This is a genomic window from Pedobacter sp. B4419 (genome assembly GCF_059693725.1).
Genome location: NZ_JCASSL010000002.1, coordinates 713,599 through 730,017 on the forward strand (window position 1 = coordinate 713,599; position 16,419 = coordinate 730,017).

The following is a 16,419-nucleotide window of genomic DNA, read 5'->3' on the forward strand; positions in this document are numbered from 1 at the left end:
TAAGTAATATACTTGCATCAGCAAGGCACAGTTATTTGCTTATGTCCTAATCAATAGTAGCTTTCATATCTCTTGCGTCAAAAGATTTTTTGTATTGATAACAATAGAATATAAATAAGAATAATGTCAATAAGTTAATGCCAATTACAGAATAGTTAGTTTCTAAGAACTTAACACTAAAGAAATAATTAAAATTAGAAAAATAAACCCCACAACTTACTTTTCTAGTCGCATTTTCTAGATTTGTATAAAACACTACCTCTAGGCCTTGATTATATTTAAATTGAAACCCATTAAAAGAAACATTTATTACTTGAAATAAATTAACTAAAAGGTTAATCAAGATATTAACTTTAGTTATGCTAGACAATTTTTTAAGAATTTTATAATTATTAACGATCATTACCAAAACGATAATAGTGGAAATAAGAAGTGAAAACCACGAAACAACACTAATATTTTCATTTTGGATTAAAATAATTACTAGAAAAAACAAGCTTATAGCACCGCTTATCAACAAGTAAGTACTGGAAATGGCATTTAAAATTCTATCTTTTTTCACCTTTGATTACTTTTTTAATATTATCTATTTCAGCCTTTAAGTATTTCATGAACCCATCGAGACCATCAGAAGTAACACGTGCGGTTTCTTGTGGGTTACCTGTAACGGAAACACCATTCCCACTAATTGTAATTTCCTCACTTGGTTTCGTTATTTTCTCTATTCTATCTTCTACTGATTTACCTATCTTGAGATCAGTCTCCCCCTCAAACACAGTTTTTCCAGTCATTGGATCTGAATAAAATTTTCCTGACAGATCTGCTTTTACAACGCCCTTGATCTCACCTGAAAATCCACCACTTGTAACAAGGCCTTTATCAGAATTAAGAGCTGTACTAAGTCCTGCTTCAATCTTTGCTTTTTCGTGTTTATCCTTAGCTTCTATGCCCACTGTTAATCTACCAACATCTTGTCCTGTAGTTGTCTTCTGTGGTTTTTCCATTTTTAAAGCCGTGGTTCCAACATGCTTCATTATTTTCTGAGCTTTTTGTTGAGCAACTATCACTACTCCTCTTACAAAAGTCATGAATGCTGAGACAACTGGGTCAGGCAATTTTCCGTCCGGATCTACAAACCTTATTGGATTGTTAAAAGCATAGTTGTATGGCGAATGCCTCCTCATCTTCTCTGCCAAAGGATCCACCACGTTCCATCTTGCAATTACAGGATCATAGAATCTAGCACCGTAGTCATATTGTTCTAATTCCTCCTGCAATTCCTTGCCATTATAAAGATATTTGTTTACCCCCGGATTTGCAATTTTTCTTAAGCCGAAAGCATAGTAGTCATCTGCTTGTATAGGTTGTAATAAACCGGTAACGGGATGCCTGTTAAAAGTATACCTCACATTACCCAAATGGTCTGTCAGGTTATACTCATAACTATAGCTTCCTCCACTATTACGTGCAAGGCCTGTTTCCGTCTGGACGATGTCGATTACGCCGTTGTTATACTGGATGCCGTCTATATAGTCTGTAGTTGCAGTAGAAGTGGCAATACTTGTTTTTCTCAATTTAGCTCCGGTGGCATCGTAAACATAGCTCAAACCCAGTCCACTTTTTGAGGCACTTATTGGCAGGTTCAGGTAGTTGTAGTTTAATGTTACACCGTTTCTGCCATCGGTCGTTGCATTGCCGTTGCCGTCGTAGGTATAAGTGCCCGTAATTCCTGTAACAGAGGTTAATTGGTTGCCGTTATAGTTATACTGCTTTGCTCCAGAATTATCTCTATTCAACGTATTGATATTGCCCATTATATCATAAGTCAACACTTCAGACATCGCTATGCCCGTGCTTGTTCCACTGGTTAAGCGGTTAAGTCTGTCGTAGCCATAGGCATAGGCGTTCGACAGAGAGGCACCTGCTCCCCACAATTGGTTGGCGATATTCCCATTGAACTGTGGGATTGTACCATCTTCGTATTTCAGCTCCATGCTGAACTGATCCGACGTACTGTTTTTCATCCAGCCCCGCTCGTTGTAGGCAAGCTTGGTGTTCTGCAGAAAGGTAGTGCCATCTATGCTGTGAAGATTTTTCTGCTTCAGCTGGCCCAGTTCGTTGTAATCGAGCTTTGCCAACACCACTTCGCCCTGCCCGTTGATTTCTTCCATGGTGGCCAGTCTGCGCCCCATGTGGTCGTATTCATAGCGATTGACGATTACGGTTTGCGTTCCCCCTTGGCTGGATGTATGCGTCCTCGTGCTGGTTATCAGCTCTCCGGCAAAGCTATAGATATTTACCACCCTGTCCGTACCGCCCAGATGGTTCTGGGCCACGGTTTCTTTTATTCTCCCCTCGTCGTCGTAATAGGCCAGGGACCATTCAGAATCCACCCCGTCATCGCCACGCCAGGTCCTGGTGCCCGTAAGCAGTCCCTTGGTCATCGTACTTGCCGTTCCGCTTGGCGGAAAGATCGTCCGCATGTCCCGAAAAGCATAGTCGTCGTAGTAATTAATGATCAGGAACCTATCTACCCCTTCGGTGGGAATGGCATTGTTGCTGTAGTCCGTGGCCGCATCGCTGATCCGATGTTCCCATAACTGGGGTTGTACATCTGCAGTTCCCTGCAATGTCGCCCTGTTAGACGCACTGCTCATTACCCCGGTTATCACTACTCTTCCCAATGGATCGTACTTGGTAAAAAGCCATTTGCTGTTGGTACGCTGCACCGAGTCCTGCGTCAGCACCACCTGGTCCAGCTTGTTGTACACCAGGTGCTCCCAGCCCTTGCCGGGGATCTTCTTCTCTATTACCCTCCTTCTGCCGTCGTAATGGTAGCCGTAGCTATAGTTTTTGAACGTGGCATCGGCCTCGGTAAAACTTGTTGCCGTTACCGCAGGCGGCAATACGTAGCGGAGGTTGCCCATATCGTCATAGAGGTATTGGGTAGACAAGGCTATGCTTTCCGTTTCCCATACCTTTTTGAGCACCACCCTGCCTTCAAGGTCCTTGAACTCCTCTGTTGTCCCCGCCTTTCCGCCGGTCCAGTTCTCGTCTCTCGAAACGCTTTTGTATAGCTTGCCAGGCCCATAGTCAGCCACCGTAGAGGCGCCAGAGGAGTTGACCGCCCATAGCCTCACCGCATCCGTTGCGTCGTTGACGGCATAGACCGGTTTCATGGTATGGCCAGAATTGGCTATTGAGGAACTATAGGGCTGCCAAGGTGCGCCAGGCGCGCCCTGTTCCAGCACCCTGTTCAGCGGGCTGGCCTCGAACAGAGTCTGCGAAAAGGGCTGTGCCGTCTGTTTGATACTAGAACCAGTCGGCTGGCCGGTATAGAAGCCCAGCTGTTCGGCTATGGCGCCCGCCCTGTAGGCTCCCCCGTTGCCTGCCACGGTGTAGGGCTGGTATTTTACCGATTCGCGTCCCAATGCGTCATAAGCGATAGGCTGCACCACATCGGCAAAGGAAGGGCTGCCCTGAACCGTTACCATTTGCAAAGGCCTGCCCAGTCCGTCGATGTACTGGACCGTCTGGTTTTCCTCGCATGCGGTACGCGAGCCGTTGATGTTGCCGGTGTTTACACCTGCTATTTTAAAAACCCTTGAGAGGATGTAGTTCTGGTTGGCGCTTGGCGAAGATGCCAACGGGCTGCAGAGCTGGAAGCTGGCACCGGTAAAGATGCGGACATTGTTGCCGTAGGGCACCTGGAAACCATCGGTCAGCGTAACGCTTCCGCTCGCACTGATCTGTGGCTGCCCGGAATAGCCCGATAGCGTAATATGTTGCTGGGCCATGGCCGTTCCGCAGAGGAACAGCGAAGCCAAAAGGAATAGTTTGGTTCTTTTCATGGGGCCTTAGTTCTTAAAGTGGTAGTCGTAGCTCTTGATGATGTTCCTGTTCTGGTCCCTCACGTACAGCAGGCGTCCGTAAGGATCGTACTCGAAATAGGTTGTCAACCCCTTGGCATCTGTCTGGCTGGTGATGCCGATTAACGGATCGTGGGTATAGCTCGTCAGCTGCGCATCTGCGGGAAAGACGCCCACATCGTCATAGGCCGTACCCGAAGACAGCGCCATGCCGGTGCCTGTATAAGGTTCGGTTTTCTGCTTCCACACCCCGTCGAAATACCAGTAGCTGATCACATACTCGCGGCTGTTGGGCTTTGTCCAGTTTACCGTATAGGCACCATTGCTGGTTTTATTCCCTGTATGGGCATTGCCTGTTAGGCCCGTTTCTTCGAAGCCCTCATAAAAGAACTCGCTGTCGAGCGCATTGTTGGCAGCCGCTATAACCAGGCTGTTGCCGTAGCCCCATTTAAAGCCTTGTTTCTTTACCTGATCGTTAACCAACGATACCAGGTTATAATTGGCATCGTAGCCATAGCTCAGCCTTTTTTGATAGGCATTTCCAATACTGCTTCCTGTGTATGCCGGAAACGATGCAGAATCCACGGGCTGTGCGAGCTCCAGGCCGTAGTAGTGCTCAGGAAGACTGCCCGCCTGGTTCCTGTAGGTGGTAAGCTCGCCACCTATCAGCTTTGTTGATGCGCCGTCTTTTACATAGATCCTTTTCTCTACAACTGGGTTTGAGTAATAGGGCGAAAGCGGCGTGATGTCTTTGGGGTAACGGAGCGAAACCAATGTCTGCTCCCCGGTGCTTTTGCTCGACAGCTGCCTGGTCAATTGGATATGGTTAGGGTTGTCGTAGAAATATTTGTAGCTTGTAGAAACCGTCTTTGTTGTATCCGCCTGGTCGTATACTATTTCCGTCTTGCCCATCGGGAAGCTCCATGATGAATACAAGTTATAGTAGTTTACTGCAAACTCAGGGCCTCTTGGTGCTGGACCACTTTGTGGAAAGCGTTGCGGAATAGCTGGCTTATACAATGCTACCTTTGCACCCCTTACTATATACTCATGTGGGTAACTAGAGCTTAGTCCATAAGTAGTTTTATAATCATTTACCGTTTTTTTAACCGGCATGTATTTTGCCAATACCTCATTCCATGCAAATTCTTTGGTTTCAAGAGGCAGTCCATCTACCCAATCGTTACTGATTACAGCTCCAAAAGGATATTCCCAGCTTCCAGATACATCCCCAGCATGAGAAAAACGATTCAACGTATAGCCTTTGTACTGGTCTTCAACATATACGCTTACTTCAGTATAGGCTACAGGTCCTCCTTGTATTCGTCCGATTGGGCTAAGGCTTGAAGTTGATTGCGCATAAAAGAGGCAATCATAATAGGTTTGAGAATCATCATTTAAACCTTCTTTATTATGAATATAATCGTATTTAGGAGCAAAGCCACTTATCCCGCTAGATACACCTGGAGCGTTAGATAGATCGTAATTATAATATGTTTTTTTACTGACTCCGATAAGCGGATTATCGGTGATCCTTTTTATCCTTAGCCCGCCAACTACTTTGCTTGTACTTGTAGGGGGTGTTTGCTCATATTCATACCAATAAACTTCGATATATCCCGTATTGCTTAAACCAACATAAGGTATACAAAGAAAATAATTTCCAGCATTCAATGGCGCCATAAAATTTCCTAAGCCTCCTGCCGACTCCCCTACAAACCTATATACCAATTGCTGATTGGCATCTAAAACTTGAACATCACAGTTATCACAAATTAGCCCTGTTTCAGGATCCCCACCATAAGGGCCCTTATATTTAACCTTAAAATTATGCGCAGTAGCACCAACCGTAAATGGCACAACTACAGTTGAGTCTATTGATTCGTAGGCGTATGCGCCATGAAGTACATCACCACCTGTAGGCAATGTATAGCTTGGAACAGTATTGGATTCATATTCAAACTCTGAATTACCTCCAGTTGGATAGGTTACTTTTGTTAAAATCCCATTCTGCGCAGTATAAGTAGATGGCTCACGATTGCCTCCAGAAGTAAAGCCAATAGCTGCATTCATCGGCAATAATGTCGAATTTCCAGAATTATTAAAAAAGCCCCAATGATCCTGAGATTTACTCAAACGTACAGGCAGTTGACTTTCATTATATTGAAAATAATAAGGATTTTCTCCTGCTTTTTGTACACTTTCCAGCTTTAAACGATAGGCATCCTGATCCGTTGACCCAACTAGAGAAACGTAGTAGCTATAGGTAAACGTGTATGTTGCAATCACCTTATTGGTGTTCACATTTTTGATAATGATTGAGGTAAGCGCAGCTGCTCCTGTTAAATCTGTTCGGCTTTGGTTATAATAAAAATTGATTTCTACACCATTGGTTGCCGTAATCTTTTTTATCCTCGAAGCAGCGACATGACTGGTACTTTCAGTTAGTGTATTTGTTGGCATTATACTGGCACAACCAAACTGATCTGGATACCTGCTATACCTGGTTTCGGAAGCCTGGTTTTTAAAGCTATAAGAATAGGTTTCGTAAGTATAATTGATCTCTTCCTGAAAAGGAGTGCTTATTTTACCAGGATACATTGAACTACTTTGGTAGCTTGGAGGGGAGCCTTCTGCAGAAAGTCCACCAAAATATTGATAATTGGTCACCGTCCAATCTGCACCAACAAATTGAAATACATTGTCTTGTTCGTCTGTAATTTCATTCCCTTCCCAGATCCTAACATTTTGATAAGGCATTGTATAAATGGTGCCGTCTTGGCTATAAAAATACTTGAACGACTTACCATTGATATTTACATTATAAAGATCAGGTTGCGTATCATAATGGTCTTCAGCAACCTGCATCATAAAATCGTATTTTGGATCTGATAAGTAAGGATCTAACGCACCCCACTGGGTTTGCAGACTACCGGTCTGAGGCAAGTGATAAAAACTAGGTGTACTGAGCCATCCTCCTGGTTCTTTATCAGGGATACCATTTACACTGGCCGTAATCGATCCACCAAAATTTAGAGACCAGCCAAGACCTACATTGCTGGCAATCTCATCTACCTTTATACCACCAGCGTGGTAACTCAGGGAAATGGGCACCTTAATCCCTTTCAGATCGATGGTGTAGATAGGGATGCTGATATTGGGCACCCCGGTATAGAGAGACACCGGAGTTTCGCCATACCTCGCTAAGCTCGCTGCCTCAGCAGAAGCAGGCACTACATTGAGCTTGGGAATGGTTGAAGAGGTTGAGGTTTGGGCATAGGCTCCCAAACTGTAGAGCATTAAAAAGTAGAATAGATGTTTCATTGCTTTTGATTGCGTTCTAGATTTCTATAAATTTCGATCTATAGAAATGGGTTACTTATCTGCCACCAAGATGTAAACAAAAAACGAATAAAAAAAACTTTTTCCCCAACAGTAGTTTTCGCAGGACGAACGCATCGAATCTCAGGATGAACGTGCGTTTGGGCAGGATATTACGATTCCAGAATTAGGACTTTTTTGTCTGATTTTAGAGGGGTTTTTGGAAGGATTCTGCGTGAAATGACATGGAAGAGGGAAAAGGTAAAATGGAAAGTGGAAGGGATGCGGAATGGAAGATGGAAAAGGTAAGATGGAAGGGGATAATTAAATGTCCGATAATGTCTTGAATGGTCTGCTAATGTCAGTCTAAATAGGGGTTTCTTCGGGTCTTCTTCGACTCTTGTTCGATAAACAGGCCTAAAAACGCAGTTTTCTCGAAGAAGACTCGAAGGAATCTGGGAGAAGACAGGGTGATTTTAGCGTTACGATTTCAGATTGGGCTCGCCAAAACCACAAATAAAAAATTCCTTCCATTTGTCATCATAAACCTGATCTGAGGTCTTTTCTTGAGATAGATGCTGGATCGCGTCCAGCATGACGAGTAGAGAGATGAAAAATTCACCAATGAACTAATGAACCAATTACCTCTTAAAAACTATTACTCATCTGGAACATCGGCAAATACATGGCAATGAGGATGACACCTACGGCCAGGCCTAAAAAGATAATGATCAAAGGCTCTAATAAACCACTAATGGCATTGGTTTTATACTCCACTTCTTCAGTATACTGATTGGATAGCTGTTCAAAGAAATATTCCAATTTGTTTACTTCTTCGGCAATCTTGATCATTTGGATAAACTTGACTGGATAGAAATCGTGTTTGGCTAAGGTGGCGGATAAACTGCTGCCCATTAAAATATCTTTTTCGGCCAGGGTAAGCGATTGCTCGATTGGGTAAAAAGTAATCATCTGTTTAACCATGCCTAAGGCCTGTAACAAAGGCGTATTGGTTCCGGTAAGCAGTCGCATGGTATTGGCAAAACGGGCCAGGTATATTTTTTTGAGGATGTCGCCAACAATGGGAACTCGCAACAAGGTTAAGGACGACCATTTCTTAAACCATGGTGTTTTTTTGCTGAACAAATAGAAAGCAATCACGCCGGCAATCAGCAACAAGATCAGGTAAATATATCGATCAAACCAATCTGAAAAACTCACAATTAGTGAAGTGATATAGGGCAATTTGCCTCCAAAGCGCTTAAACACATCGGCGAACATAGGCACCACAAATTTGATCATAAAAAAGATGGCTGCGAAAGAAGTGCTCAGCACTAATAAGGGATAGGTAATAGCCCCTACAATTTTTCGCCTTTGGCTGATCTTGCTTTTGAAATACTTGCCCAATTCGGTTAGTACTTCTGCCAAGCGACCGGTCTCTTCGCCTATGCGTACGCTATAGTATTCGTAACTGCTAAATTTCTCATTGTTCTTCAGCGTTTCGGATAAAGAATTACCTGCCACCACTTCTTTCTGGATCGCGGCGAACAAGGCAACATCTTTGGCATTGGTAATGGAACTGGCGGTTAATTCCAATGAGGTTTTAATATCAATCCCTGATCTGATCAAGGTACCCAATTCATTGTAAAAAGCTTCTTTCTTTTTATCAGGCAACTGTCCATCTCCAAAAGAAATATCCTTGTTCAACAATTCAAAAAGCCCTGAACCAGACTCTTTCTGGGGTGCTTTTTTTTGTTGTTGAAAATTGGAAATATTGATAGACGGCATTAGTTAACTTAAATTTTTAGTCTTTTGAATGTTCAAAAATGATGAAATGTGCAACATGGCCATTCCACAACCTTTCCCGCCCTCATGCCGGGCAATGGCACTCCATTTTGAGCGACCAAAATGGAGAAAAAGTCGCCGACTGCGCCCAGCGCTACTGCGTGTACTGCTTAGGCAAATTAGTACATTCCGCACTGGACAAGGTCGGTTTTTTGCTAAACGGAGGTATTGTGCTAGTCAAGCAAAGTGTGTTAAGTTAGAAGTTTAAGATACAAAATTCAGATTAATTAAAAAGGTTTGCTGCGCTATAGGTTTTATTCAACTGGATGGGCACTGTAGTTCGCTGGTCCAAAATCATCTTGAACCGCAGCTCATCAATGGTATCAGGTTCTAACACTTCACGGCCTTCAAAAAAGAAACCAACTTCGCTCGATTTTAATTTAAAGGTATCGGTATGTGCTTCGTTTAGCTTTCTAAGTACCACATCTGGGCTAAAGATATAATAGATTTTTGAACTATCCAGTTGCAGCTCTATTCCTTCTTCGTTTTTGAGCAAGGTATTGCTTTTCAGGAAATCCCTTTCCAATACATGCCTTAGTGAAAGGACTACATCAGCAGTTTGGTTCTTCTGCTGAAAACTGGCATAGTACTTCCCAATAATATCATAGGCCGAATAGCAAATGGTAATGCAAATGGCCGAGAGCAACATGGCGATGGTCACTTCGAGTAAAGTATAGGCCTTAATCTTCATGCTTTGCTTGCTCTTTAAATAAACATTTGATACTTCCCAAATTGGTTCCATTGAGGTTCGCTTTGATTTCTAGCTTCGCTATCCCTGCAACATCGCTAGGTTCTGTGCTCAACTGATAGTTCACGCTATCTAATTTTAATGCTGTTTCCTCCAAGTATCCCTTTCTTTTCACTTCCTGGCTCAACAATTGCAAAGTATTTTGGACTTGCAGCTTTTTAAAAGAAACACCCGTGCTCATCACATTGCTAAACACCTGAATGGCAATTGTAAAAACAACCATGATGATGACCATGGCAATCAACACCTCGATTAGTGTGGAGGCTTCTAGTTTTTTGTTGATCAGTTTAGCCATTTCAGAATCTGATTTTGCTGTTGCCCTTTGAACAATTTCGAACTAAGGTAATATCGGTTTCTTGCTTTTCGGTTAAAAGTAACATCGATCAAGAAATTCTCATACAAGGTAAGTGGCGTTTTCATTAAAAACCTATTGCAAGAAACCTTGCCATTTACCTTGCTCCCTTTCTCTACCTTCAACAATCCCGTACTATAAATTTCTCCCTGTACGCGCGTATCTTTCCCCAAGGCAATCAGGGTTTGCAACTGACTGCGTTTGTCTTCGTGACTAAAAATAATTCCGTCGAATTTCACATTGTCGCCCAGCACAATTTGTGGCTGTACCACAGATTTTTTGGCACGCATTACGCCCATTACCGAAGGATATTTAAATTCCACCTCATTTGCCACCAAGATCGAATCGATTGCAAATAATTGGCAATTTCCTTTAAAGCCCTGCTCTACTTTAATGATAGGAGCGTAAACCTGAATGCCGTTAAGCTGTGCCGATGCCGAAATGGTAACCAGGGAATCGGAAACCAAAATGATGTTTCCTCCGAGCTTTACGTCAGAGAGAGTAGCTATTTGAGGCAGCTGGAATTGCTGCGTAGAATCTAAAAAGGAGACCCGTAGTTCGTTCGCTTTTAACAAAGGAAATTGCTGTTCTTTATTGGTAAAAATGCTTTTTAGCTTGTTGAGGAGCTTTTCATCCAAAGGCTTTAAAGTACGTGTGCTGTTACTGGTTTTACCACTCAAGATAAGGTCCTTGCCTCCATCGTAAGGCTTGCCTTCGGCATATGATTGTCGGATGCCTGCTTTTGGCAATTCTACATTTCCGGTTATCCGTGTATGCCCACTGATAGACAAAGGCCGGTCTTCGTCGCTCAAATATAAAGTAGTTGAATCAGTAAGGTTGCCGATCAAAAAAGCGCGCTTTAAGGTATCCTGTAATACAAAGCTTTTCAATAGGGCCAAATCAAAAACACCCCAATCTTTTTTGGTCAATTCTAAACTATCCAACTCATCTGCAAAAAGATCGATCAACTGTGTGCCTTCTGTTGCATTTTTATTCGCCAAGGTGTATTCGATGCCCGAATTGAGGTTATTCAACAGGCGGTTGTAACGGATTTCCTTTAAATAGCTATTGCGGTAATGCGCGGCCAGCATAATTAACGATGCCGACACAATTGCAATAAAAAATGCAATGACAATAGCAAAATATAGGGCACCGGCTTTTACCATTTTGTTAATTTATTGGTCATTGGCTTATTTTACATTTTGTCATTCCGAACAATGTGAGGAATCTAATTTCAAGTTCTTTTTAAATGGATTCTTCGCTTCGCTCTGAATGACAAAGCTAGTTCAAAATCGTCTATTAGTCTATGGGTAATTCCCTGGCATCAACTGAAAACTGTCAACTGCTAATTGATTTACTTATTCAATTTCTTCTTCAACTCGTCGATTTCTTTTTGTTGCTGAATGATATACAAAGTTAATTCTTCTACTTTTTGCAACAACTTGGTCTGCAACTCGCTTACACCCACACCTTCTTCCTGCATGGTTTTAGCCGTTGGGATTTCGGGCAGGTGCTTGTTTTGCTTTACAAAAGTTTCGACTTCGGCTAAAGGACGTAATTTATAATTGTTTTCGAATACAAAATCGGCACCAGTCGTGTTGACCACAATCTCGTTGGCTCGGACTTTTCCGTTAATATCTAACTTATAGGTCCCGTTACTTTGAGTGGTTTTGCCTAATAGTACATTTCCATTTGCTATAATGGCAAGCGCTGTAATATCTTCTCCAGTGGATCTAATTAAATTAAGCCGTATCTCTTCGTCGAGCAAACGTATATATGAGGCTCCTCTATTTAAATTCAAACGACCAATGCCACTAGTGTTAGTAATATTATTTCCAATTCCTACACCTGTAAAGCTTACATTTGGCTCACTTGCCCAAATTAAAAGATCTGCTTGTTTTGTTGGATCAGGATGCGCATAATGCAAGCCGATTTTAGTATTATAATGCTCACCTGATATGGTTAATTTCTCACCTGGACTAGCATTACCTATTCCTACATTACCATTATCTGCTAAACTAAATCTAGGCGCATACATTGTGTTCCCTTGATCGTAATTCCAAAATTGGAGCGCATCTCCATAAGGGCCTGTCATATTGTAAAGTATCCAACGGTGAGCTTGGCTGTTCCCAGTTTTATTCGGATTTTCTAGGGTAAGCCCAGGACCTTCATTTGAACCCGCACTTGCGGAAATATTTCCCAAAACACTTAATTTTTGATTGGGTGTTGTTGTTCCAATACCAACATTACCAGTTACAGGATCCGTGTGCACCTGCGCAAATGCTGTTGCCGAAAAAAGGGTTAACAGCAAGGAGAGTTTAATTCTTTTCATAGGTTATTTTATTTATTTCCAGTTATTTTTTTTAGCAATGCTTCCAATCTAGCCTGCGATGCTTCCATTTTTTGAAATCTTTCCTGCTGTACTTTATTGAGTTCTTTTTCTTTAGTAAGCTCTTTATCTTTTTCAATTAGATAAAGTGTTAGCTCTTCCACCTTTTGCAATAGCTTGGTCTGCAATTCGCTTACCCCAACACCTTCTTCCTGCATGGTTTTGGCAGTTGGGATTTCGGGCAGATGCTTGTTTTGTTTTACAAAGCTTTCTACTTCTGCTAATGAACGTAGCTTGTAATTGTTTTCGAACACAAAATCTGCACCAGTCGTGTTGACCACGATTTCGTTGGCGCGAGCCTTGCCAGCAATATCAATTTTATAGGTACTGTTATTTTGGCTTGTTTTCCCAATTAGCAGGTTTCCAGCTGTAGTAAGGCGCATTCTTTCTGTATCACCAGTAAACATCCTAATAGTAGAACCTAAACTGCTTGTTTGACCCTCTATCGCAATCCCTGTTTTTTGTGATGAGCCAGAACTCAATTCCAAGCTTTCTGCATCATAAAAATTATGAATAGAATTCACCACACCACTCGTTAGCCTACCTGTAGCTAAACTCGAAGATATAGATAGACCCCCACTAGATGTGGCAAGAGAACCTCCAGCAACTGTAAATCTTGCAGTTGGAGTAGTCATTCCTACACCAATATTTCCGTTTGGAAAGAAACACATAAAGTTATCATTATATTCTCTCCCAATAAAACCGTATATCGGCGTTGAAATTTGATTCTCGATTTGCCCATATACTCCAAGCGAAAAAAAATTAGCAGTATTATCCTGATTAGTAATATAGTAACCTCTAGAAAAGCCTCCGCTACTATATGGAAAATTAGCTTTGATCCGTACGCCATATGCAGGATCATTCAAGCCAATTAAGATATTTGAATCTTGAGCAAAAACTGTTGAGGCAATGCCAAAAATTGCCATAAAGAGTCCTAATTTTTTCATTGCTTTTTATTTAAGATTGTCTTAAGTTGTTCGATTTCCTTTTGTTGTTTTTCTTGTGTTGCCTGATAATTCTCTATACGCTTATTTTGTTCTATCAAATACAAAGTGAGCTCTTCCACTTTTTGCAATAACTTGGTCTGCAACTCGCTTATACCCATACCTTCTTCCTGCATGGTTTTAGCCGTTGGGATTTCGGGCAGGTGCTTGTTTTGCTTTACAAAAGTTTCGACTTCGGCTAAAGGACGTAATTTATAATTGTTTTCAAATACAAAATCGGCTCCCGTAGTGTTGACCACAATTTCGTTGGCGCGAACTTTACCAGTTACATTTAGTCTATAGGCCGGATTATATTGTGGCAAAGTTCCGCCAATTGTGACATTTCCATCATTACGGATAGCCATTGCAAAGGTACCAGTTCCACTTACGTTCTCATTAGCCGCATTTATCCAAAAAACCATACCTACATCTCCCCTATCATATCCTATTCCTGCATATTTTACAGAACCGCTATTGAATACCTGTGCTGGATAATTTGCCTCTAAAACAGACGTTCTGTTCCAACCAGAAGTCATTGCTGTACCTCCAAAAGTATGGAGCGGGGCTGTTGGGTTTGGGGTTCCAATACCAAAATTTCCAATATTATTCATTGTTGCAAAAAGATGCAAATCTTCTGCCCCATTTCCCAAATTAACATTATTCGCATTATGAGCATTTGCATTTCCATAAAATTTAAAGCCACCACTTGCAAATTCTAAATAGGAACTTTGGTCATTTAGAGGCCTATTAAAAAATCCTGTTGTGCCTGTAAAATCAACATTATAACCAATCCCTCCATAATTACCACCACTCCAACCAATTTTCAAAGCCCTGGGATTACCTACATTATTGCCGCTCCATTTAATGTTTCCATTTATATCTAGTTTTTCAGCAGGAGTAGTCGTTCCAATCCCAACATTCCCTGAAGGATCTGTATGGATCTGTGCAAATGCTGTTGCCGAAAAAAGGGCCAAAAGCAAGGATAGTTTTATTTTCTTCATAGCTTTCTCTAATTTTTATAGCTTATTTTTTATTTGATCTATCTTTTATTGTTCGTTCTCTCTAACTTGAGCAAGCGCTCTTCGTAACTCTTATTTATTGCCTTCTGTTTCTCAAGTTGCTTATCTTTCTCTATCAAATACAAAGTGAGCTCTTCAACTTTTTGCAACAACTTGGTTTGCAACTCGCTTACACCTACACCTTCTTCCTGCATGGCTTTAGCCGTTGGGATTTCGGGCAGGTGCTTGTTTTGCTTTACAAAAGTTTCGACTTCGGCTAAAGGACGTAATTTATAATTGTTTTCAAATACAAAGTCTGCTCCCGTAGTGTTGACCACGATTTCGTTGGCACGGGCTTTTCCGTTGATATCGAGTTTATAGCCGGTATTGGTTTGGGTTGTTTTACCGATCAAGACATTGCCATTCTCGGCTATTCGCAATCTTTCGATATCAGAATCTGTGTTAAAGCTAATGAAACCTCCTGTGGTACTCTTGCCTCTATGGAAATTAATGGAACTATTTGTTTCCCCATAAAAATTATGAACTATAGAAAAACTTTTACCATCGATTACATTGGTTCCATATCCCTTAACTCCTAAAAATGTTCCTGTATTTGTATTATCACCTTCTTGCAAACGACCAAATACGGCTCCCAACGCTCCATTTGGAATAAACTGAGAAACATCTAGCGCACTTCTTGCATCTAACGGACCAACACTAACCTTGCCATCATAAAACACAGTGAACTTAGGCTGGCTATAATCTCCTTTGCTTACACTCCACTGTCCGTCACTTAAATTTCCAAAAAACCAATTTGGAGTTCCATCTTGTATCAACGTTTGAATACCTTGCACATAGCCTCCAATATTTGTATTTCTTTGAAGTTTAATAATAGGAGAATAATCATAAATCGTTGGATTACCACTGGTTGGATAATTATTGTTTTGTGCCATAGCCGTTGTCCCAGCTAATAGCAGGAGGGCTAATAAGATTTTGTTTTTCATGTTTAGGTTATTTATTTCCAATCATTTTTTTCAATATAGCTTCTAACTTTTCTTGTCTTTCTTCTAAACTTTGAAGCTTTTCGCTTTGTGATTTGACTACTTCTTTATTTTTAGTCAGTTCTTTATCCTTTTCAATCAAATGCAAAGTCAGTTCCTCTAATTTTTTTAATAATAACTTGTTCATTTCTCCCAACTCTACTCCATCTGCTTCAGCCTCTTTGGCACTTGGCATATCTGGCAAATGTTTATTAGTCTTGATATATCGTTCCAATTCTTCCAGCGTTCCAACTTGATAACCGTCTTCAAAAACATAGTCGGGCCAATTAGCGGTTTCTACCTTGATTTCTCTGGCACGGATTTTTCCGTTTACAGAAAGTTTTTCTTTGGGAGTTGCGGTTCCCAATCCAATATTGCCGGCTGTATCAGTCATCATTAATGGAGCAATTTGGACTGAAGAAGTTATTTCTGTGCCTGTCGGTGTTGCAGACTGAGTTGTAATATTAACAAATTGTGCAGTCATACCGTGCCCAAAAGTAAAAGAGGTTATTGCAAACGAAGTGTAATCGCTTGGATTTGGCAATATATAGAAATCAATATTAGTTCCATTTTTATATGCTTTCAAAGAAAATTTACTCGGAGAATAGACACCTAAACTAACTTGCTGAACATTTAAACCTTCCCTATTTGAAATATAATAAGTTGTTTCCCCATTAGAGTCAGAAAACCAAGACCCTCCCAGTATTTTAATTACTATTTTTTGCGAATTCGAACTAGAGCTGTTATCATATACTAAACTTCCTGCATATACATAAGTAGTAGTTGGATAATTGACTATTTGCGTTGGGGTTTGGGCATTTGAGGTCAAATAAAAAAGCGCCAGTATTATTGACAGTATTATTTTTTTCATGTC

At 41.3% G+C, this 16,419-nt stretch carries 12 protein-coding genes; all 12 read right to left on the reverse strand.

Annotation, left to right across the window (positions count from 1 at the left end; all coding sequences use genetic code 11):
• Positions 1-46: 46 nt before the first annotated feature.
• Positions 47-562, reverse strand: a complete 516-nt coding sequence (locus AC570H_RS14665) for a hypothetical protein (protein ID WP_497356086.1) — start codon at positions 560-562, stop codon at positions 47-49.
• Positions 549-3,851 (reverse strand): DUF6443 domain-containing protein, encoded by a 3,303-nt coding sequence (locus AC570H_RS14670; RefSeq protein WP_497356088.1) that lies wholly within the window; start codon positions 3,849-3,851, stop codon positions 549-551. Before AC570H_RS14670 ends, AC570H_RS14665 begins: the two co-directional genes overlap by 14 nt.
• Before the next feature lie 6 nt (positions 3,852-3,857).
• On the reverse strand, positions 3,858-7,193 hold the full coding sequence (locus tag AC570H_RS14675) for an RHS repeat domain-containing protein (protein ID WP_497356090.1): 3,336 nt from the start codon (positions 7,191-7,193) through the stop codon (positions 3,858-3,860).
• Between the two features lie 645 nt (positions 7,194-7,838).
• Positions 7,839-8,978, reverse strand: coding sequence for a type II secretion system F family protein (locus AC570H_RS14680; protein ID WP_497356092.1), 1,140 nt, complete (start codon positions 8,976-8,978; stop codon positions 7,839-7,841).
• A gap of 280 nt (positions 8,979-9,258) precedes the next feature.
• The gene (locus tag AC570H_RS14685) at positions 9,259-9,726 is read right to left on the reverse strand and encodes a PulJ/GspJ family protein (protein WP_497356094.1); all 468 of its coding nucleotides are present in this window, start codon (positions 9,724-9,726) and stop codon (positions 9,259-9,261) included.
• Positions 9,716-10,078: a PilW family protein gene (locus tag AC570H_RS14690; protein ID WP_497356096.1), complete on the reverse strand. Its 363-nt coding sequence runs from the start codon at positions 10,076-10,078 to the stop codon at positions 9,716-9,718. The genes AC570H_RS14685 and AC570H_RS14690 overlap by 11 nt, the downstream gene beginning before the upstream one ends.
• Positions 10,066-11,301 (reverse strand): bactofilin family protein, encoded by a 1,236-nt coding sequence (locus tag AC570H_RS14695; protein WP_497356098.1) that lies wholly within the window; start codon positions 11,299-11,301, stop codon positions 10,066-10,068. Before AC570H_RS14695 ends, AC570H_RS14690 begins: the two co-directional genes overlap by 13 nt.
• A 188-nt stretch (positions 11,302-11,489) precedes the next feature.
• Positions 11,490-12,467 (reverse strand): hypothetical protein, encoded by a 978-nt coding sequence (locus AC570H_RS14700; protein ID WP_497356100.1) that lies wholly within the window; start codon positions 12,465-12,467, stop codon positions 11,490-11,492.
• A gap of 8 nt (positions 12,468-12,475) precedes the next feature.
• On the reverse strand, positions 12,476-13,471 hold the full coding sequence (locus tag AC570H_RS14705) for a hypothetical protein (protein WP_497356102.1): 996 nt from the start codon (positions 13,469-13,471) through the stop codon (positions 12,476-12,478).
• On the reverse strand, positions 13,468-14,508 hold the full coding sequence (locus tag AC570H_RS14710) for a hypothetical protein (RefSeq protein ID WP_497356104.1): 1,041 nt from the start codon (positions 14,506-14,508) through the stop codon (positions 13,468-13,470). Before AC570H_RS14710 ends, AC570H_RS14705 begins: the two co-directional genes overlap by 4 nt.
• Positions 14,509-14,546: 38 nt before the next feature.
• Entirely contained in the window at positions 14,547-15,509 is a 963-nt protein-coding gene (locus AC570H_RS14715; protein WP_497356106.1) for a hypothetical protein, read from the reverse strand.
• A 7-nt stretch (positions 15,510-15,516) separates the two neighbouring features.
• Positions 15,517-16,416, reverse strand: coding sequence for a hypothetical protein (locus tag AC570H_RS14720; RefSeq protein ID WP_497356108.1), 900 nt, complete (start codon positions 16,414-16,416; stop codon positions 15,517-15,519).
• Between the last annotated feature and the right edge of the window lie 3 nt (positions 16,417-16,419).